At 67.5% G+C, this 23,136-nt stretch carries 24 protein-coding genes; 8 read left to right on the top strand and 16 right to left on the bottom strand.

Translation table 11 applies throughout. From position 1 onward, the window contains the following. Positions 1-26 precede the first annotated feature (26 nt). The 5 genes from ACSQ89_RS08715 (at position 27) to ACSQ89_RS08695 (ending at position 4,430) form a co-directional block, all read left to right on the top strand. Positions 27-488 carry a (2Fe-2S)-binding protein gene (locus tag ACSQ89_RS08715; protein ID WP_093102072.1) on the top strand — a complete coding sequence of 154 codons (462 nt, stop codon included), beginning with the start codon at positions 27-29 and terminating at the stop codon, positions 486-488. Between the two features lie 3 nt (positions 489-491). Then, positions 492-2,681: a molybdopterin cofactor-binding domain-containing protein gene (locus ACSQ89_RS08710; RefSeq protein ID WP_436290775.1), complete on the top strand. Its 2,190-nt coding sequence runs from the start codon at positions 492-494 to the stop codon at positions 2,679-2,681. Beyond that, entirely contained in the window at positions 2,681-3,286 is a 606-nt protein-coding gene (locus tag ACSQ89_RS08705) for an Isoquinoline 1-oxidoreductase subunit (protein WP_212733603.1), read from the top strand. Before ACSQ89_RS08710 ends, ACSQ89_RS08705 begins: the two co-directional genes overlap by 1 nt. A 198-nt stretch (positions 3,287-3,484) precedes the next feature. After that, positions 3,485-4,027, top strand: coding sequence for a hypothetical protein (locus ACSQ89_RS08700; protein WP_139191606.1), 543 nt, complete (start codon positions 3,485-3,487; stop codon positions 4,025-4,027). Positions 4,028-4,058: 31 nt separating this feature from the next. Further along, entirely contained in the window at positions 4,059-4,430 is a 372-nt protein-coding gene (locus ACSQ89_RS08695) for a hypothetical protein (RefSeq protein WP_436290776.1), read from the top strand. A 33-nt stretch (positions 4,431-4,463) separates the two neighbouring features. On the opposite strand, the gene ACSQ89_RS08690 is transcribed toward ACSQ89_RS08695, so the two are convergent. Further along, positions 4,464-6,152, bottom strand: a complete 1,689-nt coding sequence (locus tag ACSQ89_RS08690) for a winged helix-turn-helix domain-containing protein (RefSeq protein WP_436296170.1) — start codon at positions 6,150-6,152, stop codon at positions 4,464-4,466. 122 nt (positions 6,153-6,274) lie between these two features. Here ACSQ89_RS08690 and ACSQ89_RS08685 point away from each other — a divergent pair, with 122 nt between their 5' ends. Together ACSQ89_RS08685 and ACSQ89_RS08680 are read left to right on the top strand one after the other, a co-directional pair. Next, on the top strand, positions 6,275-6,661 hold the full coding sequence (locus tag ACSQ89_RS08685) for a hypothetical protein (RefSeq protein ID WP_436290778.1): 387 nt from the start codon (positions 6,275-6,277) through the stop codon (positions 6,659-6,661). 140 nt (positions 6,662-6,801) lie between these two features. Then, positions 6,802-7,305, top strand: coding sequence for a CDGSH iron-sulfur domain-containing protein (locus ACSQ89_RS08680; protein WP_436290779.1), 504 nt, complete (start codon positions 6,802-6,804; stop codon positions 7,303-7,305). 39 nt (positions 7,306-7,344) lie between these two features. On the opposite strand, the gene ACSQ89_RS08675 is transcribed toward ACSQ89_RS08680, so the two are convergent. From ACSQ89_RS08675 to ACSQ89_RS08660, 4 genes are all read right to left on the bottom strand, one after another. Continuing rightward, positions 7,345-7,686, bottom strand: a complete 342-nt coding sequence (locus ACSQ89_RS08675; RefSeq protein WP_436290780.1) for a hypothetical protein — start codon at positions 7,684-7,686, stop codon at positions 7,345-7,347. Positions 7,687-7,894: 208 nt separating this feature from the next. Next, entirely contained in the window at positions 7,895-8,323 is a 429-nt protein-coding gene (locus ACSQ89_RS08670; protein ID WP_436290781.1) for an FHA domain-containing protein, read from the bottom strand. A gap of 119 nt (positions 8,324-8,442) precedes the next feature. Continuing rightward, complete coding sequence (locus tag ACSQ89_RS08665) at positions 8,443-9,237, bottom strand: alpha/beta hydrolase family protein (protein WP_170855456.1); 795 nt, start codon at positions 9,235-9,237, stop codon at positions 8,443-8,445. After that, positions 9,237-10,409, bottom strand: coding sequence for a DUF3182 family protein (locus tag ACSQ89_RS08660; RefSeq protein ID WP_436290782.1), 1,173 nt, complete (start codon positions 10,407-10,409; stop codon positions 9,237-9,239). The genes ACSQ89_RS08665 and ACSQ89_RS08660 overlap by 1 nt, the downstream gene beginning before the upstream one ends. Positions 10,410-10,561: 152 nt before the next feature. On the opposite strand from ACSQ89_RS08660, the gene ACSQ89_RS08655 reads away from it, so the two are divergent. Beyond that, entirely contained in the window at positions 10,562-10,741 is a 180-nt protein-coding gene (locus ACSQ89_RS08655) for a hypothetical protein (protein ID WP_093102057.1), read from the top strand. Positions 10,742-10,744: 3 nt separating this feature from the next. On the opposite strand, the gene ACSQ89_RS08650 is transcribed toward ACSQ89_RS08655, so the two are convergent. From ACSQ89_RS08650 to ACSQ89_RS08600, 11 genes are all read right to left on the bottom strand, one after another. Further along, positions 10,745-11,479, bottom strand: coding sequence for an RNA polymerase sigma factor FliA (locus ACSQ89_RS08650; protein WP_436290783.1), 735 nt, complete (start codon positions 11,477-11,479; stop codon positions 10,745-10,747). Between the two features lie 34 nt (positions 11,480-11,513). Next, positions 11,514-12,353 carry a MinD/ParA family ATP-binding protein gene (locus ACSQ89_RS08645; RefSeq protein WP_244503694.1) on the bottom strand — a complete coding sequence of 280 codons (840 nt, stop codon included), beginning with the start codon at positions 12,351-12,353 and terminating at the stop codon, positions 11,514-11,516. Then, positions 12,350-14,752 (bottom strand): flagellar biosynthesis protein FlhF, encoded by a 2,403-nt coding sequence (gene flhF / locus ACSQ89_RS08640; protein ID WP_436290785.1) that lies wholly within the window; start codon positions 14,750-14,752, stop codon positions 12,350-12,352. The genes ACSQ89_RS08645 and flhF overlap by 4 nt, the downstream gene beginning before the upstream one ends. Beyond that, the gene (gene flhA / locus ACSQ89_RS08635; RefSeq protein ID WP_436290786.1) at positions 14,749-16,845 is read right to left on the bottom strand and encodes a flagellar biosynthesis protein FlhA; all 2,097 of its coding nucleotides are present in this window, start codon (positions 16,843-16,845) and stop codon (positions 14,749-14,751) included. Before flhA ends, flhF begins: the two co-directional genes overlap by 4 nt. Continuing rightward, positions 16,842-17,984 carry a flagellar biosynthesis protein FlhB gene (flhB, locus tag ACSQ89_RS08630; RefSeq protein ID WP_093102050.1) on the bottom strand — a complete coding sequence of 381 codons (1,143 nt, stop codon included), beginning with the start codon at positions 17,982-17,984 and terminating at the stop codon, positions 16,842-16,844. The genes flhA and flhB overlap by 4 nt, the downstream gene beginning before the upstream one ends. 111 nt (positions 17,985-18,095) lie before the next feature. Beyond that, positions 18,096-18,749 (bottom strand): protein phosphatase CheZ, encoded by a 654-nt coding sequence (gene cheZ, locus ACSQ89_RS08625; RefSeq protein WP_093102048.1) that lies wholly within the window; start codon positions 18,747-18,749, stop codon positions 18,096-18,098. A gap of 1 nt (position 18,750) precedes the next feature. Beyond that, complete coding sequence (cheY, locus tag ACSQ89_RS08620) at positions 18,751-19,146, bottom strand: chemotaxis response regulator CheY (protein ID WP_170855469.1); 396 nt, start codon at positions 19,144-19,146, stop codon at positions 18,751-18,753. A 31-nt stretch (positions 19,147-19,177) separates the two neighbouring features. Beyond that, positions 19,178-20,263: a protein-glutamate methylesterase/protein-glutamine glutaminase gene (locus tag ACSQ89_RS08615; protein ID WP_436290787.1), complete on the bottom strand. Its 1,086-nt coding sequence runs from the start codon at positions 20,261-20,263 to the stop codon at positions 19,178-19,180. Further along, complete coding sequence (gene cheD / locus ACSQ89_RS08610; RefSeq protein WP_436290788.1) at positions 20,260-20,868, bottom strand: chemoreceptor glutamine deamidase CheD; 609 nt, start codon at positions 20,866-20,868, stop codon at positions 20,260-20,262. The genes ACSQ89_RS08615 and cheD overlap by 4 nt, the downstream gene beginning before the upstream one ends. After that, positions 20,865-21,686, bottom strand: a complete 822-nt coding sequence (locus ACSQ89_RS08605; protein WP_093102041.1) for a CheR family methyltransferase — start codon at positions 21,684-21,686, stop codon at positions 20,865-20,867. The genes cheD and ACSQ89_RS08605 overlap by 4 nt, the downstream gene beginning before the upstream one ends. A gap of 99 nt (positions 21,687-21,785) precedes the next feature. Beyond that, entirely contained in the window at positions 21,786-23,114 is a 1,329-nt protein-coding gene (locus ACSQ89_RS08600) for an EAL and HDOD domain-containing protein (RefSeq protein WP_436290789.1), read from the bottom strand. Positions 23,115-23,136: the final 22 nt, after the last annotated feature.

The following is a 23,136-nucleotide window of genomic DNA, read 5'->3' as shown; positions in this document are numbered from 1 at the left end:
CCATTCAGCCACCCTGAGGGGAAGCCATGATTTACGTCATCAAAGTGAACGGCAAGGAACGGCGCGTCGACGCCGACGACGACACCCCCCTCCTGTGGGCCCTGCGTGACAACCTGAAACTGACCGGCACCAAGTTCGGCTGCGGCATCGCGCAGTGCGGGGCCTGCACCGTCTACATGGAAGGCCAGCCACTGCGCTCCTGTTCGATCCCGATCGCGGCGGTCGGCAAGCGGGCCATCACGACCATCGAAGGTCTCACGGGCCGCGAAGCCAAGGCGGTGCAGGCCGCGTGGGTGGCGCGCGACGTGCCGCAGTGCGGCTACTGCCAGTCGGGCCAGGTGATGAGCGCGGTGGCGCTGCTCAGACAGATCAAGAAGCCGACAGACCGCGACATCGACCTGGCGATGAACGGCAACATCTGCCGCTGTGCGACCTACGACCGCATCCGCGCCGCCATCCACGACGCGGCGCGCACGCTGGGAGCCTGAGCCATGGAAAGCACAGCCACATCGAAGCTCTCGCGCCGCACGGTGCTGAAGAGCACGACCGGCCTGTTCGTCGCCGCCTACCTCGCGCCCTTCGCCGGCAGCGCGCTGGCGGCCACCAAGGCCAAGGCGGCCCAGAGCGTCTTCGCGCCCAACGCCTTCATTCGCGTGGGCACCGACAGCACGGTCACGGTGCTGGTCAAGCACATCGAGTTCGGCCAGGGGCCCTTCACCGGTCTCGCGACGATCGTGGCCGAGGAGATGGATGCCGACTGGGCGCAGATGCGCGCCGAGCATGCGCCGGCCGATGCCAAGCTCTACAACAACCTCGCTTTCGGTCCGGTGCAGGGCACGGGCGGCTCGACGGCGATTGCCAATTCCTACGACCAGCTGCGCCAGGCTGGCGCCACCGCGCGGGCGCTGCTGGTGCAGGCGGCGGCCAACAGCTGGCGCGTGCCGGCAAAGGACATCACGGTCGAACGCGGCGTGTTGCGGCATGCGGCGTCGGGCAAGCAGGGCCGCTTCGGCGAATTCGCGCTCGCCGCATCGCGATTGCCCGCACCCGCGCCCACCGAAGTGCGGCTGAAAGACCCCTCCGAGTTCCGCCTGATCGGGCGCGAAGGCGCGGTGCGCAAGCTCGACGTGCCGGCCAAGACCAACGGCACGGCGCAGTTCACCATCGACATCCACGAGCCGAACATGCTCACCGTGGTGGTCGCGCATCCGCCGCTCTTCGGCGCCAAGGTCGCTTCTTTCGACGCGATCGAGGCGCTGGCGGTCAAGGGCGTGGTGGAGGTGAAGCAGGTGCCGACCGGCGTGGCCGTCTACGCGGAGAGCACCTGGCCGGCCATCAAGGGGCGCGAGAAGCTGCGCATCACCTGGGACGAGTCGGCGGCCGAGAAGCGCGGCAGCGAACAGATCCTCGCCGAATACCGCGCCGCCGCCCGCTCGCCGGGTGCCGTCGCCGACGCGCACGGCAATGTCGACACGAGCCTGGCCTCGGCCGAGCGGGTGATCGAAACCGAGTACGCCTTCCCCTACCTGGCCCATTCGCCGATGGAGCCGCTGGACGGCTTCCTGCGCTGGAACGACAAGGGCGCCACCGCGCGCTTCGGCTCGCAGATCCAGACCCTCGACCAGGCCGTCATCGCCGGCGTGCTGGGGCTCAAGCCCGAACAGGTGGCGGTCGAGACCATGCTGGCCGGCGGCAGCTTCGGCCGCCGCGGCGAGATGGGCTCTGACTTCGCAGCCGAGCTGGCCCAGGTCGCCAAGGCCATCGGCCCCGCGCGCCCCGTCAAGCTGATGTGGACGCGCGACGACGACGTGCAGGGCGGGCGCTACCGGCCGCTCTTCGTGCACCGCATGCGCGGGGGCTTGCGCGGCGGCAAGGTCGTGGCCTGGTCCGACACCATCGTGGGCCAGTCCTTCATCCAGGGCACGATGTTCGAATCCATGCTGTTCAAGAACGGCATCGACGCCACCATGGTCGAAGGCGCGAACGAGATCCCCTACAAGATCGAGAACTTCCGCTGCGACCTGCACATCCAGAAGGTCGGCGTGCCCACGCTGTCGTGGCGCTCGGTGGGCTCCACGCACACCGGCTACGCGGTGGAGTGCTTCGTCGACCAGCTGCTGCAGACCGCGGGGCAGGACCCGGTCGAAGGCCGCATGGCCCTCTTCGGCGACGACCCGCGCTTCAAGGCCACGCTGCGCGCCGTGGCCGATCTCGCGAAGTGGTCAGGGCCGGCCGCGGGCAGCGGGCGCGCACGCGGCGTCTCGATCGTCAAGGCCTTCGGCACCTATGTCGCGCACATCGCCGAGGTGTCGATGGGCGAGAACGGCGAGCCGCGCGTGCACAAGGTGTGGTGCGCGGTGGACTGCGGCCGCGTGGTCAACCCCGACATCGTGCGCGCGCAGATGGAAGGCGGCATCGGCTTCGGCCTGGGCCACATCCTCTACGGCGAGATCCGGCTCGAAGGCGGGCGCCGCGTGCAGCGCAACTTCGACACCTACCGTTCGCTGCGCATCCACGAGATGCCGGCGATCGAAGTGAAGATCGTCGACTCGACCGAGAAGCCGACGGGCGTCGGCGAACCGGGCGTTCCGCCGATCGGGCCGGCGGTGGCCAATGCGCTCGCGCGGCTCGCGGGCGGCGAACGGCCGCGGCAGTTGCCCATGGTCAGGGAGGCCGCGTGATGATGATGAATAAGAAGCTCTTTCTTGCCGCCCTGCTCGCCCTCGGTGGCATCGCGGCCGCGCAGCAGCAGGGCAGCAACAACACGCTCAAGCCCGTGTCCGAGTTCGACAAGATCGCCGACAAGCAGGAGCGCGCCATCGCCCTCTTCACCGAGGCCGGCAAGGTCATCAACAGCCCACGCTGCCTCAACTGCCATCCGTCGGGCGACCGGCCGACGCAGAGCAATGCGCTGAATCCGCACCAGCCCTGGGTGGTGCGCGGCGCCGACGGCTTCGGCGCGGCGGCGATGCGCTGCGCCACCTGCCACCAGGCCGCCAACTACGACAACGCGCGCATGCCGGGCCATCCCAAGTGGCACCTGGCGCCGGCCTCGATGGCCTGGCAGGGCCGCACGCTGGGCCAGATCTGCGAGCAGATCAAGGACAAGTCGCGCAACGACAACATGGACATGGCCAAGCTGGTGCACCACATGGCCGAAGACTCGCTGGTCGGCTGGGCCTGGAACCCGGGCGCGTGGCGCACGCCGGCGCCGGGAACGCAGAAGGAGTTCGGGGCGCTGATCAAGGCCTGGGCCGAGGCCGGGGCTTTCTGCCCGCGCTCCTGAGCTGTTCGGCTGAGCTCTGGGTAGCCGACGGCGCGACGCCGCTCTCGCTCAGCAACGATAGGCCATTCGTTGTATGGAGAAAGGTCTCTTTGGGGCGTACAACAATTGCGCCCGATGGGCCTGTGCGTCCGTTTGTTCATCCTGAAGTGAATGCTTTGGCCCTGGTATCACCGCCCGTGGCGGGGCAAAGGGAAGATCATGAACAGACCTTGCGGTAAAGCCGTGCTCTGCGGTGCCGCGGCAGCGGCGGCGATGATGGTTGGCTCGGCTTGGGCTCATGAACCCGGCCGGATGACCGGTGGCGGAAGCTTTTTCTGCAGCGAACTCGCTACTGGGCAGCAGAGGGTGACGCACGGGTTCGAGTTGCACTGCGGACAGGGCACTCAATTCGAAGGATCCGACCCCGCGGAGCCGAACAATCTGGAAATCAATTTTTCCGGTGGCGACAATTTCCATCTGACCACTTTGTCGAAGGGCCTGTGCACCAACGACCCGAATATCGAACCACAACCTCCGACTGCGCCCTTCGACACCTTCGAGGGAGCGGGCACCGGCACGTTCAATGGTCAGCCTGCGTCGATAACATTCACGTTCACCGACGGCGGAGAGCCTGGCACCAAAGACACTGCCCTGGTCATCATCACCCTGGCGGGGTCGGCGACTCCCGCGCTCAAGTGCGATACGGCCACGCCGCTGACCTTCGGCAATCATCAGGCGCACAAGGCGACTGGCAGCAACTAGTAACGGCGGTCTCGGCAAACCGAAGTGCACCGTGTCGAAAAACAAACGTGGAATATGCCGGGCGTTGGCAGGCTTTTGCCTGGCAGCGCTGTCGGCGCTCCCAGGTGAACTGCTGTTGGCAGCCGAAGCTGAAAAGGCCTCCTCCATCAAAGCTGGCGTGATCGAGCAATCAGCGGGTGTTGATGTTCAAGACGATGGATCTGGCCCGGAAAGCCTCGGCGGGGCGCTCTATAGCCCGTTCAGCACCGCTTTCGACACGGCTGCGGCGAAACCCTACGCCTACGCCACGCCGGCGCAGCAAAAAGAGGACGACGGAACGTCTGGCCTGGTGACGACGACCGTCGCAGCGTTCATCGCTGCGGGGTTCCTCGTCGTTCTTGTCCGCGTTCTCATTGCGGGTTAGAGGGGCCCACGAGCCGCCCGTGGGCGTGCAATGTCACGACTCGGGCAACCCGGCTTTCCTCAACCCCTCGTCGAACCGTTCCCTGCCAGCCTGAAGCCGGGGATGCACCGGCGCGGTCCCGATTCGCCACAAGTGGATGGTCCAGTACGGCCGCAGGCGAAGTACCTGAGCGGCATGTTGCCGAGCCTCTTGTCCCCGCCCGTGCAGCGCATCGAGCGAGGCCAGCCAGAGGAACGCGGCGTATTGCGCCGGATGCGGGCCGACCGCGGCTGACTGGCGCATGCGCTCGTAGGCCGCGTCCTCGCGGCCGAGGTAGTACTCGGCGGCGCCGGCATGGAAGTGGCTATAGCCGACCAGCGAAGTCTCGAACGGGCTCAGCCGCATCGCTGCGTCGGTATGGGCCGCAACCTCCTCGGCTCGGCCGAGGCGCAGCTTCATCGCGCCGATGCGTGCATGGCTCCATGCCTCGCTGGGATTGGCGGCCACGACTTTCTGGTACACCCGCAGCGCGCCTTCCGGGTCGCCTCGCTCGCGCAGCACGTGACCCGTGAGGCATTGCGCCGGCAAATAGTCCGGAGCCGCCGCCAGCGCCCGGGCGATCGCCTGTTCGGCGAGTGCGACCGACTGGACGCCGAGGCCCAGCCCGGCTTCCATTTCGCTCAGGTACGACTGCGCCAATCCGGTCAGTGCAATGGCGGAGTCGGACTCGATGGCCAACGCATTCTCGAAATGCGCGCGGGCCCGCAGCAGATCGGCGCGGCCGACAAAATTGCGCAAAGCGTGCTGCCCCTGGAGCGTCGCATCGATCGCGTCGAGCCGCTTGCCGCTGTGCGCTGCCGACTGGCCTGCGGCTGCCGCCGTCATCCGCACGTCGAGCACGCGCGCGATGCGAGTGCCGATGTCGCGTTGCCATGCCCAGTCAGCGAGATCGGGATATTCGAAGCGCTCAGACCATAGCACTGCACCGTTGTCGCTCGAGGCGAACTGCACGTTGATCTGCACCACGGCGCCGTCGCGCCGCACGCTGCCATTGAGCACATGGCGCACGCGGAGCTCGCGCCCGATCCTCACGATGTCGGCCTCGCGCACAGCAACCGCGGCGGCGGAAGCCCGTGCCACCACCAGCGTGTCGGGCAGCTTGGCGAGGTCGGTGATCAGATCTTCGGTGATCGCTTCGGCGAAATAGCCGCGGCCGTCGGTGCCGAGCTCGCTGAATGGCATCACCGCGATCGAGCGGCGCGCCTTGAGTGCCTGGTCGACGCCAACCGGAGGATCGGTCCGTTGCACGGCGAGCGTCAATCCGGCGAGCAGCACCGCGCCGGCAATCGCCCATCCTGCCCGGTGGCGGTCGTGCTGCGGCGAGGCGGCGTCTGCCACCGGTGGCGCCGGCGCCTCGACGGCCGTGTCGAACAGATAGCCGCGACGCGCGACGGTCCTGATCAGCTGCTGCCCCTCGTCGCCCAGCGCGGCGCGCAATTCGCGCACGCACTGCGACAGCGACTCTTCATTGACGACGACGCCGGGCCAGACCGCTGCCAGCAACTCGTCCTTGCCGACCACGCGGCCGGGATGTGCGGCCAAGTACGACAGCTGCGCAAAGGTCTTCGGACGCAAGGCCACGCGTGCGCCGCCACGGGTCAGCGCCGCCCGGCCCGCGTCCAGCGCGAACGGCCCAAACAGTGACACCGAACCGGGCTCGATGCCCACAGAGCTCGCCAACATCGCCTGCCCTCCTGCTCGGTGGGCTCTTGCGGCGAAGCTTCGACGAAGGTTCGGCCGAGTTTCGACGCGAGGCCGCAGCGGGTCGCCTAGATTACTCCGGAACCCCTCACGGAGGCATCCCCATGAAATCGGAACATCGACGCAGTTCGACCGCCATGGCCTGCGCGCTGCTGTCCGCGGCGGCGCTTGGCCAGAACCTGCCCGGAGCGCCCGCGCCGGGTGATCGCGAACGCCTCCTGGCGCATTTCGAGCGCGTCGCCGAGGCCGATCTCAAGGCGCTGTATCTGCTCTGCGCCCGCGTATCGAGCCACCGCATGCTCGCTTTTGATGAAGCCGCCCATTGCTCGATCGCGGCCGACGTTCTGAAAGCGCGCAGTTTCGCCGGCGACTTTGACGCCCTGCTCGCATGGTGGCGGCTGCACCGCGATGACCGGCTCACCGATTCGAGGGATAGCTCGGTCCACCGGGATCTCTTGCCTGCCGGTCGTGAGTCGTCGTCGCCTCGCTGACCAAGGCCCGCGCGCGGCGGTCGCCAGGCAGGCGAGCTTCGTCTTCAAGGGGCCGAAGCTTTTTCATCGCTCATCAGGTGTACGCTCGGCTGGCGTTCGCTCATATTTGCCGCAAGCGTTGGGCTCGAAGGAGTTGCAAGATGAAGCAGGAACCAGTCGCGCCGTTCTCGCATGCAGTCGTGGGTCAATCCCCTCCAGACAAGCAAAGACCTCGCATCAGGCTGTCGCGCAATGGCCCCTATCTGGTCACCGTCGATGATCTGACAAACTCAAAGGGCGAGCGGCTCCAGGGGTGGAACGGCGTCGCGTTGTGTCGCTGCGGCGCGTCGCACAGGAAGCCGTTTTGTGACAGCTCCCATATTCGGATCGGGTTTTCGGACGACCCGCGCCCGGACCGCACGCCTTGCGAGGTCGTGGACGATCGGGGCGCCGCCCAACCCGGATCCAGCGACCAGACTGCTCCGAGCATTCGCATCGCACGAAACGGCCCCTATGAGGTTCAGGGCTTCGATCTCGACACCGACAACTGGAGCGAAGGCGCCTCGCGCGAGCGCTATTCCCTCTGTCGGTGCGGCGGATCGAAGAACAAGCCGTTTTGCGATGGCACGCACCGGAGCATCAACTTTCAGGACGACAACAACTGAATCACAGGACGGGCGACACGCACGCGCGCAACACGTCCTTCAGTTGCAGTCGAAAAGTACTGGATCTCCCAGCGCCCTACTCATGCGCTGAACAATGCCTTTGGCGTCTTGCAGGCTTCCATCGCTCGTGGCAATGAACACGGCAGTCGCGCCGTCGGCATTGCAAGGTCCCGCACGCGGCAATCGCACGCATCGAATGGTGCCGCGGACCGAAGCCGTCGTCCCGCCGGCACCCTCCGCATCCTTGTTGGCCTCGCGCAATCCGGCCTTCTTGACAGCCTCGAACGCCGCACCAGCACAATGCCCCATCGGGATGCGCAACTGCTTTCTGTCCAACCAAAGCGCCGGAAAGGCATTGGCGGTTTCAAACGGAACGGTCATGCCCGTGCAATGCCTGCAACGGCGAGGACGATTGCCAGCTTGCTCATCGAATTGCTCCTTCGAGGTGTTGCGTCATCGGTTTCTGCCGACCGAACAACTGTGTCCCCTTCGAGCAGGTAGCGCATCCTCAAATCCGACGAGATGCTGGAGGGTCACGGTCAACAGCCATGACTCCTCGCATCCCATCGCGCACCCGCGAGTTCCACCCTCAGCGCAGCCTGGCCGACACGCTGCTTTCGCTGCGGCGGAAGAAGGCAGCCCAGTCGCTCTTCGCGCGCGCGGCGTCGATGTCGATCGGTTCGTCGGACTGCGTCACCAGGCGCAGCGCGTCTTCGCTCGGCAGCGCCTTCGAGGTGTAGAGAAAGCGCAGCTGGCACGCCCCCATCGTGATCGCGTCGCCGTTCTTCAGCGCATGTTCGAAGATGCGGTGCCGGTTGACGAAGGTGCCGTTGAAGCTCGCCATGTCGGTCAGCACGAAGCGGTCGCCCGTCCAGTGGATGGTGGCATGGCGGCGGCTGACGCCGATGCTGTCGATCTGCACCTCGCAAGCCTGGTCGCGGCCGATGGTCGTGATCGGCCCGGTGATGTTGAACTGCCTGACGCTGCCATGTCGGGCGAGAACGATGAGTCTGGACATTTTCTTTCTGCTCGCTGTTTGAATTGCACCTGCATGACATTTCGGCGTCCGGGTGCAATTTCTGAAGTCGCAAGCACTACAAGTGCGGTAATTTTTTGCACTTCCGTCTACTAAGGTGACTAAGGTTCGACCCAAGACTCATAGCGCTTTGGATGCTGCGGTGGTAGGGCTTTTTCTTCGGTCTTCGCAGACCGCCTCACGTCGTTCATCCAGGCCAGGAGGATCTGCGTGTACTCCTGCCGCCAAGCCTTCTTCGAGAGCGCGTGGTCGGCGCCCATCTGCACGCGGTAGGTCATCGAGCGCACGTGCTTGAAGGCGGCCAGGTAGTTCTCGATGACCGGGTGCGGCACGATGGTGTCGTGCTCGGACTCGACGACCAGCACGTCGCCGATGAAGTCCTCGCAGGCGGCCAGCGCACGGTTCTTCTCGGGCTCGATCGCGGTCTGGCGGTAGAGCGTGAGGTCGTCGCCGTTGAGGCGCCGCTTCGGGTGCTCCCAGTTCTCGTCGCGGTAGATGGCCGGCACGCGCAGCGCCAGCCATCGCACGGGGCGCAGCGAGCTCAGCACCGCCGCCAGGTAGCCGCCGTAGCTGGCACCGACGACGGCGACCGCGCTCGGGTCCACAGCCGGATGGCCCACCAGCACGTCGTAGGCGGCCAGCACGTCGCGCAGGTTGTCTTCGCGCGTGACGGCCTCGCGCTGCGCCAGGTGCCGCGCATGGCCGCGCAGGTCGAAGGTCAGGCAGATGCAGCCCAGCGCCGCGAGCTCGTGGGCGCGCGTGATGTCCTGCTGCTGGCTGCCGTCCCAGCCGTGCACCAGCAGCACGCCCGGCACCACGGTCGATGGTGCGATGAGCGTTCCGGCGATGTGCACGCCGTCGACCGGGATGTCGATGAGGGCATGACGGGTGGGCATCAGGGCTCGGCCACGGTGTACTTCGTGAGCGGGCCGGCGATTGCATCGACGCCGCTGAAATACACGGTGGCGTTCGGCGGCGGCACCACGTCCTCGCCGTAGACCTCGAAGCACGACGCATTGACCACGGCGCGCTCGGGCTGCTCTTCGAAGATTTCGAGCGCGGCGATCTCGGCGCCGCTCGCCCCGCCGACGCGCCACGACTGCTCGAGCACGCCCGAGCACCACCGGCCGGCGCTGTTGGGCCCCTGCGCCACGTCGTAGTTGATGCGCGAGGCGAAGAAGCCGGGGAACGAAGCCTCGACGGCGCGATGGAAAACACGCGCCTGCTCGACGGCCAGCCTGATCTCGGCGGGAAAGCTCAAGGCCAGCAGCGCATCGAAGCCGCCTTGCGCTACCGTGAGGTCCGAGCCGCCGTAGACCTGGTGGCCATGGTTGTCGGACGTGAGCCGCTGCCAGCCGTAGTAGCTGGCGATCATCCGGCCCACGTGCACCTGGCCGACGCTGATGGTGACCGGCTGCTGGAGGTTCTCCTCCAGCACCAGGCCATGGGCCGCGATCTCGGCGGCATCCATGTCGTCCAGGCAGCGCGCCAATGCGCGCTTGTCGCGCACGACCTGCTGGCCGCGGCCGCCGGTCGCACGCACCGGTTTGATGCGCACCGCGCCGTGCTCCAGCAGGCGCAGGCCGGCGCGATCGGCGTCGTCGCGCCGGAAGACCGCGATGCCCTCCAGCACCGCACTGGCCACCCGACGGGCGAAACCGGGCTTCCAGCCCTCGGGCGCGGCGGCGCCGGTGTCGATCAGCGGATGGGTGATCACCTTGGTCAGCACGAAGGGATGCGGCACAACCCCGCCGAACAGGCCGTGGTGGCTGGCGATGCCCAAGGCGCCGATCAGCTCGTCGCCGACCAGCGTGTCGCTCGGGACGAAATAGACCGGCGCGGCATAGCTGCGGGACTTGTCGTACTCGCCCTGGAAGCTGGACTTCTTGAGCCGCGCGAGCCGCCATGCGATCTGCGTGCGGGTCGCGCGCTCATGCTCGCTGCAGTAGGCGTGGTGGTCCGCGGTCAGCGCGACCACGGTGCCCTCCAGCCCCGGCTCGACGAGCACGGCCTGGTCGCCGGGAAGCATCTCGGAAGTGCCTGGCAGCGCGCTGATGAGCATGTCCATGGCTGGCAATGTGGGCGATTGCGCAGCGGAGATCAACCATTGCCACGATGCTCGCGACGTTTTCCTACACGCGGGGCCGGCACCGGTCCGGTGCAAGCGGAAATCGCCTGGGGCTACATGGGCTCATGTCCATGCAGAAGCAAGGAGCTGCCATGTCGAATTCGCAGAACGATCGCAAGGGCCACACCGAACACAACAAGGGCGGCCACCAGCCCGTGACGCAGAGGAACGAACCGAAGCGCACGCCCGAAAGCCGGCACGACCGCGAGAGCCAGGTCGGCGGCAGCAACCAGACACAGGTACGCAAGGGCGCGACACCCACGGGGCATTGAACGCTACAGAATCTCTTTCAGCGCCACCCGCAGCCGCGTGATCGCCTGGCTGTGGAGCTGGCACACACGCGACTGGCTCACTTCGAGGATGGCGCCGATCTCGCGCAGGTTGAGCTCTTCCTCGTAGTAGAGGTTGAGCAGCAGCTGGTCGCGCTCGGGCAGCGTTCCGATGGCATCCACCAGCTGGTGGCGAAAACCGCTCTCGAGCAGTTGCTCCAGCGGGTCGTCGCTGCCGCCGCGCTCGCTGCGCGCACCGCGCGCGTTCTGGTCGAGAAAGGGGCTGTCGCTTTCGCCCTGCGTGAAGTCCTCGACGTACAGCAGCTGGCAGCCCTGGATCTCCTGCAGCTGGGCCTGGTAGGCGTCCAGGCTCATCTTCAGTTCCTTGGCGATCTCGCCTTCGGAAGGCGCGCGGCCCAGCCGGTGCTCGAGCGCATGGATGGCCGCCTCCACCTTGCGCGCCGACTGGCGCAGCCCGCGCGAGCCCCAGTCGTTGGCGCGCAGCTCGTCGAGCATGGCGCCGCGGATGCGCTGGCTGGCAAAGGTCTCAAACTGCGCGCCGCGGTTGTCCTCGTAGCGGCTCGACGCGTCCAGGAGGCCGATCATGCCGGCCTGGATCAGGTCGTCGAGCTCGACGCTGGCGGGCAGCTTGGCGATCATCTGCAGCGCCATGCGGCGCACCATCGGCTGGTGTTGCTTCAGCAGATGGGACTTCTCGATGGTTCCCTGTGCGGTGTACACGGCCGTTCTTTTCCTTCTCCAAGTTGCCGCGGCCTCAGGAGGCCGCGGCGATGTTCGAGCCCAGCGTCTCGCGCGCGGGCGGCACGGCGAGGCTGGCGCCCGGGCGCCAGGGCCACTGCCCCATGTCGGCCGCGATGCGCCGGAAATCCACCGCCGCCGGGCTGGCCGGAAAGGCTTCGACCACGGTGCGGCAGAGGCGCCTGGCGTCGCGCAGGTGCGGATCGGCACGCACCCATCCGGCCGGCTGCAGCGACACGGCCAGGTAGCGGCTGCCGGTCTGGACCAGGTTGGCCATGATCTGCTGCGCCGCCTCGGGATCGGCGACGCCGTTGACCAGCAAACGCAGCTGCTTCAGCGCATGCGCGTAGTGCAGCCGCTTGATGCCCGAGTAGGTGGAGGTGATGGACGCCGCATGGGGCTGCAGCACCAGCACCAGTTCGTCGGCCATCTGCGCCAGCTCCGACAGCCGGCCCTCACCGTCGAACACGGCGTCGATCAGGATCACGTCGCCCTGCCACAGCCGGCGCGGGTCCGCGCTCGGGTCCTGCGCGCCGGGCAGTGCCGGCAGCACGCTGACGCCGCAGCTCGCGCGCGCAGCGGCGCCTTCGCAGGTCAGCCGCCGCAAGGCCACGTCGGCCAGCGTGCCGAGCGGATCGAGCGACCAAAGGGCGCAGGCGGAGTCCACCGCCATCCCGTGCTCGTCGAGCAGCAGCACGTCCTTGCCCTGCAGCACCAGGGCCGCCCCCAGGTTCATCGCCGCCGTGGTGGCGCCCAGTTCGCGCGCCATGCCGGCCACGGCGACGACGCGCGTCGGCGTGTGCGCCAGCAGGCGCCGCAGGCCGTCGGCTTGATCGGCAACCATCTTGTTGCTCACGTGCCCAGGGCTTCCAGCAGCAGGAACAGCTTGCCCACGCCGACGTAGAGCGCATTGCCCGAGGGCGCGCGGTCGGGCCGTGCCGGCCGGCCGGTCAATTGGTTCAGCAGCGCGCGCGTGCGCTCGGTCCAGTCGCCGCGCGCATGCAGCAGGCGCCAGACGGTGGTCGTCACCTGGCCTGCGACGAGGAGCCGCTTCATCATGTGCGGATCGCCGAGCTCGCCCATGCCGCCGAGCAGCTGCAAACCCTGGCGGATCAGCCGGAAGCAGGGCTCGGCCTCCGCGGCCCAGGCCTGCCACTGCGCGAGCTGCCGCACCGTGACCTCGCTGCCGACGTTTGCGAGCGCATAGCTCTGCGCGAGGATCTTGCGCGTCTTCGCATCCGTCACGCGCGTCGCGACGCAGCGCAGCGGCGGCAGATCTCCGTCGCCGCGCAGCAGCACGTCGGCATGCGCCTCGGATTGCAGCGCCGCCTTGCCCTTGAAGCGCACGGGCCGCGTTTCGCCGAACACGAGCGCCAGTCGCGCCAGGGTGCCGGCCTTGCCGGAGCGCGGATCGCTCACCGCCGTGGAGCCCGGCGCGCGCGCCAGCCAGAGCTGGCCCTGCGCCATGAATTCGCTGCCGGGCAGCCGGGGCAGCACGTGCACCACCGTCTTGCCGAAATCCTGCTGGCGCAGCCACTGGGCCTGACGCATGCCGGGCTTGCGCGCGGCATCGCCGGCGCCGCCAGCGCCTCGCAATGCCGCGGTCGACAACCACTGGTTCGGCGCCGCCAGCGGCAGGCCGCTCCTGTCGGACAAGAGCAGGCTGCTCTGGCATTCGTAGGCGTCGCCGCCTTCGTTCGACTTGAGGCCGACCTGGCCGCTGAGCGCAAGCACGTGGGTGTCGCAGCCGGCGGCGATCTCGCTCTTCGCATGCGTCATGAGCGACTGCAGCACCGCCTTGTGGAGCACGTCCTCGCCGACGGCCTGGCGCCAGAGCTCGCGCGCATGTTCGAAGCCCAGCTCGGCGCCGGTGAGCGCCGTGGCGGCCGCAGCGACTTCCTGCGCATCGTGGGCCATGGCCTGGATCAGCCGCTGGTACTGCATGCGCAGCCGGTCGGTCTCGGCCTGCGCCTGCTCGACTTCCGCTCCGGCGGGCTTATCCTGCAGATCGCTTTCGCCGGGCACGAAGAGCGCGCTGTGGCTCCTGGCCTGGAACACACTGTCCACCAGCTGGGCGCGCTCGGCCGGCATCAGGTTCTCCGGCACCTTCTGGCCGCTGGAGATGTAGTGCACCGCCAGCCGATGGCGGATCACGGTGTCGATCAGCGCGCCCGGATGGGTGGCCTCGTCGACCTTGGTGAAGATGCAGCCGGCCAGCTCGTTGCCGGCGCCGCCGTGGCGGTAGGCATGCACAACTTCGTTGAGGGTGTCGCCATGGCTGGCGGCGTTGAGCAGCAGCAGCCGCTTCACCGGCCGGTGGCTGCTGCACAGCATCGCGATCTGGTCGGACACCGCGCGGTCGCGCTGGCTCATGCCGACGGTGTCGATCAGCACCATGTGCTTGTCGCGCAGGTCTTCCAGCACCAGGTGCAGATCGGCCGCGTCCTTCACCGCATAGACCGGCACATTGAGGATCTGGCCGTAGATGCGCAGCTGCTCGTAGGCGCCGATCCGGTAGCTGTCGGTGGTCACCAGCGCCAGCTTGTCGGCGCCGAAGCGCATCACGCAGCGCGCCGCGAGCTTGGCGGTGGTGGTGGTCTTGCCGACGCCGGTCGGCCCCATCAGCGCATAGACGCCGCCCTGGGCCAAGAGCGCGTCTTCGTTCTCGAGAATGGGCAGCGTGCGCATCAGCTCGGAGCGCACGAAGGCCATGCCCTGCGCGTAGCTCTGGTTCGCGGGGAGATGCTCCAGCATCGCCTTCGAAAGCCGCGCGCTGAAGCCGGCGCCGAGCAGGGTGCGCAGGAGGCGGCCGCGCATCGGATCGCGGCGCTGCTTGTCGTTCCAGACCACGCTGGCGAGCTGCTCTTCGATCATGCCGCGCATCGAATGCAATTCGCTGAGCACGCTGTCGGTGGGGGCCGCTGGCGCGGGTGCCGGCTGGGGCGCGGGGGTGGGCACAGGCGCGGCGACCGGGGCCGCGGGCTGCTCGCGCATCGCGGGCATTTCAGGCGCGGGAGGCAAGGCCGGTGCAACCGGCGCAAGCGATGCGACAGGCGCCTCGGGCGCGGCCTGCTCCAGCACCTGCTCCACTTCGTCCGGCGCCATGGCGACGATCTCGACGCCGTCGGCCAGCACGCGGTTGGTCAGCACCATCGCCTCGCTGCCCAGGGCTTCGCGCGCCAGGCGCAGCGCTTCGCGGCTGGTGGTGGCAATGAACTTACGTGCGGTGGTCCGCACATCCGTGATGATGTTCAAACTCTTCCTCCAATGGTGGCGGTGATCTTGATGTGGCGGGAATCAGGAATCTCGGCGTGCGAGAGAACCTTGAGCTGCGGCAGGCTGCGCCGCAGGAAGCGCGAGAGCAGCACGCGCAATGCGTGCTGCACGACCAGTACCGGCGCCAGGCCCATCTGCTCCTGGCGCGCGATGGCGGCCTGGGCCTGCGTCAGCAGGCTGTCGGCCAGGCCCGGCTCGATGCCGCTGTTGCTGGTGAGGGCCTGCTGCAGCACGCCGTCGAGCGTGCCGTCGAGGCCGATCACCTGCATCTCCGTGTCGCCCGGGAACAGCTGCTGCACGATCGCGCGGCCCAGGGCCAGGCGCGTCAGCGTGGTCAGCTCGGTCGCGTCCTTGATGGTCGGCGCATGCTCGGCCATCACGTCGAGGATGGTGCGCATATCGCGGATCGGCACCTCTTCCTCCAGCAGGTTCTGCAGCACCTTGTGCAGCGTGCTCAGCGTCAGCACCTTGGGCACCAGGTCCTCGGTCAGTTTCGGCGCGGTCTTGCCGACCTGGTCGAGCAGCTGCTGCACTTCCTGGCGGCCCAGCAGCTCGGCGGCGTGGGTCTGGATCAGGTGGTTGAGATGGGTGGCCATCACCGTGCAGGCATCGACCACCGTGTAGCCGAAGACCTGCGCCTGCTGGCGCTGGCTGGCGTCGATCCAGACCGCGGGCAGGCCGAAGGCCGGGTCCTGCGTCGGCGTGCCGGGCAGCGTGCCCGTCACCTGCCCCGGGTTGATCGCCATCCACTGGTTGGGGAAGGCTTCGCCGCGGCCGATCTCGACGCCCTTGAGGCTGATGATGTAGGTGTTGGGCTGGATCTCGAGGTTGTCGCGGATGTGCACCACCGGCACCAGGAAGCCGAGCTCCTGCGCGATCTTCTTGCGGATGCTCTTGATACGGCCCAAGAGCTCGCCGTTCTGCGACTGGTCCACCAGCGGAATCAGGCGGTAGCCCACTTCCATGCCCAGCGGGTCGACCAGCGCCACGTCGTCCCAGGTCGCTTCGGCCGATTCGGCCGCCGGCATCGCCGTCGCCTGCGCCGCCGCGGCGGCCTGTTCGGCGGCCTTCTGCGGTGCGCGCAGCAGCAGGCGCCGGCCGAGCCAGACCAGGCCGCCCGCGATCAGCAGGAAGGCCACGTTCGGCATGCCGGGGATCATCCCCATCAGGCCGATGATGGCCGCCGTCAGGAACAGCACCTGCGGGTTCGAGAACAGCTGGCCGGTCAGCTGGCGGCCGACGTCTTCCTCGGTGGTCACGCGCGAGACGATCACGCCGGCTGCGGTCGAGATCACGAGCGCCGGGATCTGCGCCACCAGGCCGTCACCGATGGCCAGCAGCGTGTAGGTCTTGCCGGCGGTGGAGAAGTCCAGCCCGTGCTGCACCATGCCGACCACCAGGCCGCCGATGATGTTGATGACCATGATGAGCAGGCCGGCCACGGCGTCGCCGCGCACGAACTTGCTGGCGCCGTCCATCGAGCCGTAGAAGTCGGCTTCCTGCGCCACCTCGGTACGGCGCTTGCGCGCCACGTCCTCGCCGATCAGCCCGGCGTTGAGATCGGCGTCGATCGCCATCTGCTTGCCGGGCATGGCGTCGAGCATGAAGCGCGCGCCGACCTCGGCGATGCGGCCCGCGCCCTTGGTGATGACCATGAAGTTGATCAGCACCAGGATGATGAACACCATCACGCCGACCGCGAAGTTGCCGCCGACCAGGAAGTGGCCGAAGGCCTCGATCACCTTGCCCGCCGCATCGGTCCCAGTGTGGCCCTGCATCAGCACCACACGCGTCGAGGCCACGTTGAGCGACAGGCGCAGCAGCGTGGAGAACAGCAGCACCGCCGGGAAGGCCGCGAAGTCCAGCGCCTTCATGGTGTACATGCTCACCAGCAGCACCATCACCGACATCGCGATGTTGAAGGTGAACAGCAGGTCCAGTAGGAAGGGCGGCAGCGGCAGCACCATCATGCTCAAAATCATGATGATGAGGATCGGGCCGGCCAGTCCCTTGAACTGGCTGCCGGAAAAGAGCTGCGCCGGTTGACGCATCAGGCTTGCGAGGGCGTTCATGCAGCTTTCACGTTGTATGCGAGGGCCTCGGGAACCGGCAGGTCGGCCGGCGTGCGCGGCGCTTCGCCGCCTTCGCTTTGCCAGCGCTTCAGCTGGTAGACCCAGGCCAGCACCTCGGCCACGGCGGTGTAGAGGCCGGTGGGAATCTCGTCCCCCAGCCTGGTGTGCTTGTAGAGCGCGCGCGTGAGCGGCGGCGCCTCGAGGATCGCGACCTTGTTCTCGCGCGCGATCTCGCGGATGCGCTCGGCCACGGCGTCCACGCCCTTGGCCACCACGCGCGGCGCGCGCATGTCGTTGTCGACGTACTTGAGCGCGACGGCGAAGTGCGTCGGGTTGGTGACCACGATGTCGGCCTTGGGCACCTCGGACATCATGCGGCGGCGCGCCATCTGCTGCTGCTGCCGGCGGATCTGCGCCTTGATGTGCGGATCGCCTTCGCTTTCCTTGTGCTCCTGGCGCAGGTCCTCGCGCGACATGCGCAGCTTGCGGTAGTAGCTCCAGAGCTGGAAGGGCACGTCGACCAGCGCGATGAGCAGCAGCGCGGCCGTGATCAGCGCGCAGTTGCGCCCCACCAGCCGAATCGTCTGCGGCAGCGCGGCGCGCTCCGACTGCGCCATCAGCGCCGTGACCTCGTCCATGTTGTCCATGATCACCAGCCAGGCGACGCCGCCGATCAGGAGCGACTTGGCCAGCGCCTTCAGCAGCTCGGCCAGCGACTGCGCGGAGAACAGGCGCTTCACGCCGGCGATCGGATCGAGCTTGTCGAACTTGGGGCCGATGGCCTTGGCAGAGAACAGCCAGCCGCCGAGCATCAGCGGCGCGACCAGCGCGGCGAGCACGATCATGCCGGCGAGCGGCGCCAGCGCGATCAGCGACTGCATCGCCATCAGCCCGGTCTGGGCCAGCATGTAGGAGGGATCGAAGGCGGCCGTGCGATCGAAGTGCAGGCCGTGGCGCAGCGCGCCGCGCATGGTGTTGCCGACCGATTCCGCCGTGAGCCACAGGCCGGCGACGGCGGTGGCGAGCAGAACGAAAGTGACCAGTTCGCGCGAACGGGCCACATTGCCTTCTTCGCGCGCCTTCTCCAGGCGCCGCGGCGAGGCAGGTTCCGTTTTCTCGAGATCGCTTTCTTCAGCCATTCATGCTCCGAAAGAGCATCGGCGAAGACCTCAGCTCATGGCTGAATTATTGGATTCGGTGCCTTGGAACAATCGTTCGATCAAGGCCCGGATTGCCCTCCAACTCGGGCCTTAGAACCCCAGGCTTTCCAGCAAATCGTCGACTTGTGCCTGGTCGGTCACCGCCTCGGGATTGGCGGTGTTGATCTGCGGGCCGTTGAGCAGGTTGTTCTGCGCGCTCGGTGCCGGCTCGTGGCGCTTCTCCATCGGCGTGTTGTCGATCAGCACCTGCAACAGCTGCGTCTCGACGTCGTTGACCACTTCCATCATCTTCTTGATGACCTGGCCGGTCAGGTCCTGGAAATCCTGCGCCATCATGATTTCCATCAACTGCGTGTTGATGGCGCTTGCCTGCTGCGGCACGTGTTGCAGATAGCCGCGCGTGTCCATCACGAGCTCGCGCGCATGGTCCAGTTCGATCGGGTTCTCGAACCACTGGTCCCAGCGCTTCGTGAGGCCCTTGGCCCGGTCGGCCAGTTCCTCCTGCAGCGGCTGCGCGAGCTCGATCGCGTTGAGCGCCCGGTGCGCCGCCCGCTCGGTCATGCTGGCGACGTAGTTGAGGCGGTCGCGCGCGTCGGGAATGGCTTGCGCGGCGCGGGCGACCTGCTTGTCCAGGCCCAGCTCGCGCAGGCCCTCGCGCAGCTGTCGCGTCAACTGCCCGATGCGTCCCAGCAGTTCCTCGTGAGTGTTGGTCTGCCCACCGGCATCGGGCACGTTGTGCGTCATGTCATGCCCCTTCTTTCTGGAGCTTCTCGAAAATCTTGACGATCTTTTCCTCGAGCGTCGCAGCCGTGAAGGGCTTGACCACGTAGCCGTTGGCGCCGGCCTGTGCGGCGGCGATGATGTTTTCCTTCTTGGCTTCGGCGGTGACCATCAGCACCGGCAGCTTGGCCAGTTCCGGGTCGGCGCGGATGGTCTGCAGCATGGTCAGGCCGTCCATGTTGGGCATGTTCCAGTCCGAGACCACGAAGCCGAAGTTGCCGCCGCGCAGCTTCTCGATGCCGGCCGCGCCGTCCTCGGCCTCGTCGACGTTGAGGAACTCCAGCTCCTTCAACAGATTGCGCACGATGCGGCGCATGGTCGGGAAGTCGTCCACGACCAAAATTTTGATGCTCTTATCGATCACGATTTCTCCACTGACAGTTCAAAAAGGTTCAAACCCGGTTCGCGCGCTCGCCGAAGGTGCGCAGGTGCGCCAGCACGCGGCGGCTGATCTCGTTCAACGGCGACACCTCGTCCACCGCGCCCAGCGCGACCGCCTCGCGCGGCATGCCGTAGACCACGCAGCTCGCCTCGTCCTGCGCCAGGGTGTGGGCGCCGGCCCGCTTCATGCGCAGCAGGCCTTCGGCGCCGTCCTTGCCCATGCCGGTGAGGATCATTCCGATCGCGTTCTTGCCGGCGTGCTTGGCCGCCGAATCGAACAGCACGTCGATCGAAGGCCGATGCCGGTTCACCAGCGGCTCCTGGTCCAGATGCGCGACGTAGTTGGCACCGCTGCGGGCAAGCGACAGGTGGTAGCCGCCGGGCGCGATGTAGGCATAGCCCGGCAGCACGCGCTCGCCGTGCTCGGCCTCCTTCACGTGGATGCGGCACAGGCCGTCCAGCCGCTGGGCGAAGGAGCGCGTGAAGCCGGGCGGCATGTGCTGGGCGATCAGCACCGCCGGCGCGTCGGGCGGCAGCGGCTGCAGCACCTCGCGGATCGCTTCAGTCCCGCCGGTCGAGGCGCCGATGATGATGAGCTTCTCGGTGGAGAGCAGCGGGCTGCGCAGCAGCGGCTCCTGCGCATGATCCGCCGCGGGCCGCTGCGCGCTCGCATGCCGGCTCGGCAGCAGGCGCGCGCTGGCGGCGACGCGGATCTTGCCGGCGATGAGCTCGGTGTAGTTGAGCAGGCCGTCGCGCACGCCGAGCCGCGGCTTGGTGACGAAATCGATCGCGCCGAGCTCCAGCGCGCGCAGCGCGATCTCGGAGCCGCGCTCGGTCAGCGAGGACACCATGACCACCGGCATGGGCCGCAGGCGCATGAGCTTCTCGAGGAACTCCAGCCCGTCCATGCGCGGCATCTCGACGTCGAGCGTGAGCACGTCGGGGTTGGTCTGCTTGATGAGGTCGCGCGCCACCAGAGGGTCCGCCGCCGTGCCGACCACGCTCATGTCGCTCTGGCTGTTGATGATCTCGGTCATCACGCTGCGGATCAGCGCCGAATCGTCGACGCAGAGCACCTTGATCTTGTTGCCGCTCATGCCACCCAACTCCCTTTGTCATTGGCGACGGAGAGCCGGCACAGCAGCTCGCCCTCCTCGCGCTGAATCGACTGCACGTCGATCCGCGTGCGCAGCTTGCGCACCACGGCCTTGCCGCTGCGCGGCAGCAGGCACACGCGGCGCGCATGCTGGCCGCGCAGGTCCTGCGCCGCGACGGCGATGCGCTCGGCCTTCAGGTAGCGCAGCACGAAGTCGGCATTGCGGTCGCCGATGTTGAGCGTGGTCATGTTGGCGAGCACCGCGGCGCCGCCGAAGACCTTGGCCTGCAGCCGATCGCGGCGCGCGCCGGCGCGCAGCATCTCGCCGATCAGCACCTCCATCGCATAGGCGCCGTAGCGCATCGACTCGACCTGGCCGCGCGTTCCGGGCTCGCCGTCTTCCGGCAGCATGAAGTGGTTCATGCCCGCGACGCCGGCGTCCAGGTCCACGATGCAGGCCGCCACGCAGGAGCCCAGCACCGTGGTCAGCGCGATGTCGGTGGTGGTGACGTAGTACTCGGAAGGCAGCAGCTTGACCGCCATGCAGTCGAGGTCGCGGTCGAAGTAGTGATGGCTGGCCACCGAGCCCGGGACCGCTGCGCTCATGACTTGCCCTTGCTGAGCTCGTACACGGTCTGACCCACGGCCTTGAAGCTCGGGCTGACCAGCGAGGCGTTCTCCGAATGGCCGGCGAACAGCAGGCCCTCGGGCTTGAGCAGCGGCGCGAAGCGGTCGAGCACCTTCTTCTGCGTCGGCTTGTCGAAATAGATCATCACGTTGCGGCAGAAGATCGCGTCCACCGGCTCCTTCACAGGCCAGGTCGGATCGAGCAGGTTGAGCCGCCCGAACTTGACCATTGCTGCGACTTCGGGACGCACGCGCACCTTGCCGGCGTTGCTGCCGGTGCCCTTGCTGAAGAAGCGCCGCAGCCGCTCGGTGGACAGCCGGTTGACCTGCTCCAGCGTGAAGACGCCGGCCGAAGCCTTGGCCAGCACCGCGGTGTCGATGTCGGTGGCGATCACGCGGGCCGTGCTCGCGCGCTCGCCGAGCGCCTCGATCAGGGTGATGGCGATCGAATAGGGTTCCTCGCCGGTAGATGCGGCCGCGCACCAGATCGTGACCGGCTGCTTGCTCTTGCGCACGTGCGCGGCGAGCACCGGGAAATGGTGCGCCTCACGAAAGAAGGACGTGAGGTTGGTGGTCAGCGAGTTGATGAAGGCCTGCCACTCCTCGCCGTCGCGGCTGGCTTCGAGCAGCTCCAGGTAGGTCGAGAACTCGGGCAGGCGCAGCTCGCGCAGGCGGCGCGAAAGCCGGCTGTAGACCATCTGGCGCTTCTGCTCGCCCAGGGCGATGCCGGCGCGGTGATGGATCAGCGTCCGGATCCTGGAAAAGTCGCTATCGGTAAAGAGGAATTCGGAGTTCACAGTCAGCGCCGGTACATGACTTTCAATGTACACAGCACTCACCTTTTCCTATGGCCCGATCAAGGGTGCAAAAGTCCTGCATCTCGGGCCACGCCTTCATCAGTACGTCGCTTCGGCGGGGCTCACGTCCTGCGCCCAGACGAGCGCGGAGAGATGCGCTGCATTGACTTGTTCGGTGCTCATGAACAGCGCCTCCGACAGCTGCGCGGCCCGGACACCGTCCTCGTCGCAGCTCTCCGCGAGCGCGAGGAAGGGGCCGTACATGCCCTCGCGCGCGAGGATGGCCTGCTGCACCGATTCGCTGAGCTGCACCTTGCCCAGCACCTCCTGCATGGTGACGCCCAGCAGCTGGTCGATCATCGAGAACATGCCGACCACGAACAGGTTGTCGGCCTCGCCGGACGGCAGCATCCCCTCGCCCATCAACTCGACGAAGCGGCCGCGGATGATCGCCTTCTTCATCAGGAAGGGCGGGCTGGCCCTGGCGTTGCTGGTCGCCAACAGCAGCGACAGCCAGCGGAACAGGGGCGAGTAGCCGAGCATCGTCACCGCGTGGCGCAGCGAATGGATCTCCACCCCCACGCCGATGGCGGGCGAATTCATGTGGCGCAGGAGCCTGTAGGTCAGCGCGGCGTCGTGCTTGAGGGCCGCCTCGATCTCGCGCAGGTCCTCGTTGCGCTGGATCATCTGCATCAGCCGCACGATCAGCATCGACTCGGGCTGCAGGGTGCGGCCGGCCTCCTCCTTCTCCGGCTGCATGCCGGTCCCGTCCAGGAACACATCGACGCGGCGCGCCGCGCAGGCGTCGAAATCCTTCCAGGTGGCGATGCGCGTGGCGATGAGGTGCAGCGGCTCGCCCGGCGGCTCCTCGCGCCGCAGCTTGGCCACCAGGTCGAGATGGCCGGTGCCGACATCGAAGTGGGTGACGAGGCCGCGCAGCTCGGGATCTTCAGGCAGCGCCTCGGCGCCGCACAGCATGAAACGAAAGCCCTGCTCGCGCAGGAACAGCAGGATGGGCCGCACGTCCGCATCCATGAGCGCATCTGGCCCCAGGCACAGCACCACGTTGTCCGGCGGCAGCCCCTGCAGCTCGCTGGCCGCCAGCGTCTCGGCCGTCACGTCGAAGAAGAGCACGGTATGGCCGAGCCGCCATCCGGTCTTGGGCGGATTGAGGTGCCTGGCCACGCAGCTCACGAAGGCCTTGAACAGCTCGGCCGCGCCCGCGGCGTTGTATTGCGCCGCCGGTTGCCATGCGAGCCTGTAGCCCGCAACGCGCTTCTGCGTGTCCAGCAGCAGGGCGTAGGTCAGATAGCCGTCGACGCTGCGCTCCTGCGCAGCCGGCAGTTGCGCGGCGGAGGCCTCTTCCGTCGCTGCGTCACCGACCGAAGCGTTGTCGGAATCGTGACGCCGGAAAAAATCGAAGCGCATGTTCTTGTCTCCGTCTGTGTCT

Source organism: Variovorax sp. LjRoot175 (assembly GCF_964253805.1).
GTDB lineage: Bacteria > Pseudomonadota > Gammaproteobacteria > Burkholderiales > Burkholderiaceae_C > Variovorax.
This window is presented reverse-complemented; position numbering and strand designations above follow the sequence as displayed.

Bases quoted from the DNA above. Each gene is read 5' to 3' on its own strand.
- ACSQ89_RS08715 (WP_093102072.1), top strand. From the start codon at position 27: ATGATTTACGTCATCAAAGTGAACGGCAAGGAACGGCGCGTCGACGCC.
- flhA (WP_436290786.1), bottom strand. From the start codon at position 16,845: ATGAACGCCCTCGCAAGCCTGATGCGTCAACCGGCGCAGCTCTTTTCC.
- cheD (WP_436290788.1), bottom strand. From the start codon at position 20,868: ATGAGCGCAGCGGTCCCGGGCTCGGTGGCCAGCCATCACTACTTCGAC.
- ACSQ89_RS08660 (WP_436290782.1), bottom strand. From the start codon at position 10,409: ATGGACATGCTCATCAGCGCGCTGCCAGGCACTTCCGAGATGCTTCCC.
- ACSQ89_RS08665 (WP_170855456.1), bottom strand. From the start codon at position 9,237: ATGCCCACCCGTCATGCCCTCATCGACATCCCGGTCGACGGCGTGCAC.
- ACSQ89_RS08700 (WP_139191606.1), top strand. From the start codon at position 3,485: ATGAACAGACCTTGCGGTAAAGCCGTGCTCTGCGGTGCCGCGGCAGCG.
- ACSQ89_RS08655 (WP_093102057.1), top strand. From the start codon at position 10,562: ATGTCGAATTCGCAGAACGATCGCAAGGGCCACACCGAACACAACAAG.
- cheZ (WP_093102048.1), bottom strand. From the start codon at position 18,749: ATGACGCACAACGTGCCCGATGCCGGTGGGCAGACCAACACTCACGAG.
- ACSQ89_RS08705 (WP_212733603.1), top strand. From the start codon at position 2,681: ATGATGATGAATAAGAAGCTCTTTCTTGCCGCCCTGCTCGCCCTCGGT.
- ACSQ89_RS08600 (WP_436290789.1), bottom strand. From the start codon at position 23,114: ATGCGCTTCGATTTTTTCCGGCGTCACGATTCCGACAACGCTTCGGTC.
- ACSQ89_RS08675 (WP_436290780.1), bottom strand. From the start codon at position 7,686: ATGACCGTTCCGTTTGAAACCGCCAATGCCTTTCCGGCGCTTTGGTTG.
- ACSQ89_RS08710 (WP_436290775.1), top strand. From the start codon at position 492: ATGGAAAGCACAGCCACATCGAAGCTCTCGCGCCGCACGGTGCTGAAG.
- ACSQ89_RS08685 (WP_436290778.1), top strand. From the start codon at position 6,275: ATGAAATCGGAACATCGACGCAGTTCGACCGCCATGGCCTGCGCGCTG.
- ACSQ89_RS08670 (WP_436290781.1), bottom strand. From the start codon at position 8,323: ATGTCCAGACTCATCGTTCTCGCCCGACATGGCAGCGTCAGGCAGTTC.
- ACSQ89_RS08690 (WP_436296170.1), bottom strand. From the start codon at position 6,152: ATGTTGGCGAGCTCTGTGGGCATCGAGCCCGGTTCGGTGTCACTGTTT.
- flhB (WP_093102050.1), bottom strand. From the start codon at position 17,984: ATGGCTGAAGAAAGCGATCTCGAGAAAACGGAACCTGCCTCGCCGCGG.
- ACSQ89_RS08615 (WP_436290787.1), bottom strand. From the start codon at position 20,263: ATGAGCGGCAACAAGATCAAGGTGCTCTGCGTCGACGATTCGGCGCTG.
- ACSQ89_RS08680 (WP_436290779.1), top strand. From the start codon at position 6,802: ATGAAGCAGGAACCAGTCGCGCCGTTCTCGCATGCAGTCGTGGGTCAA.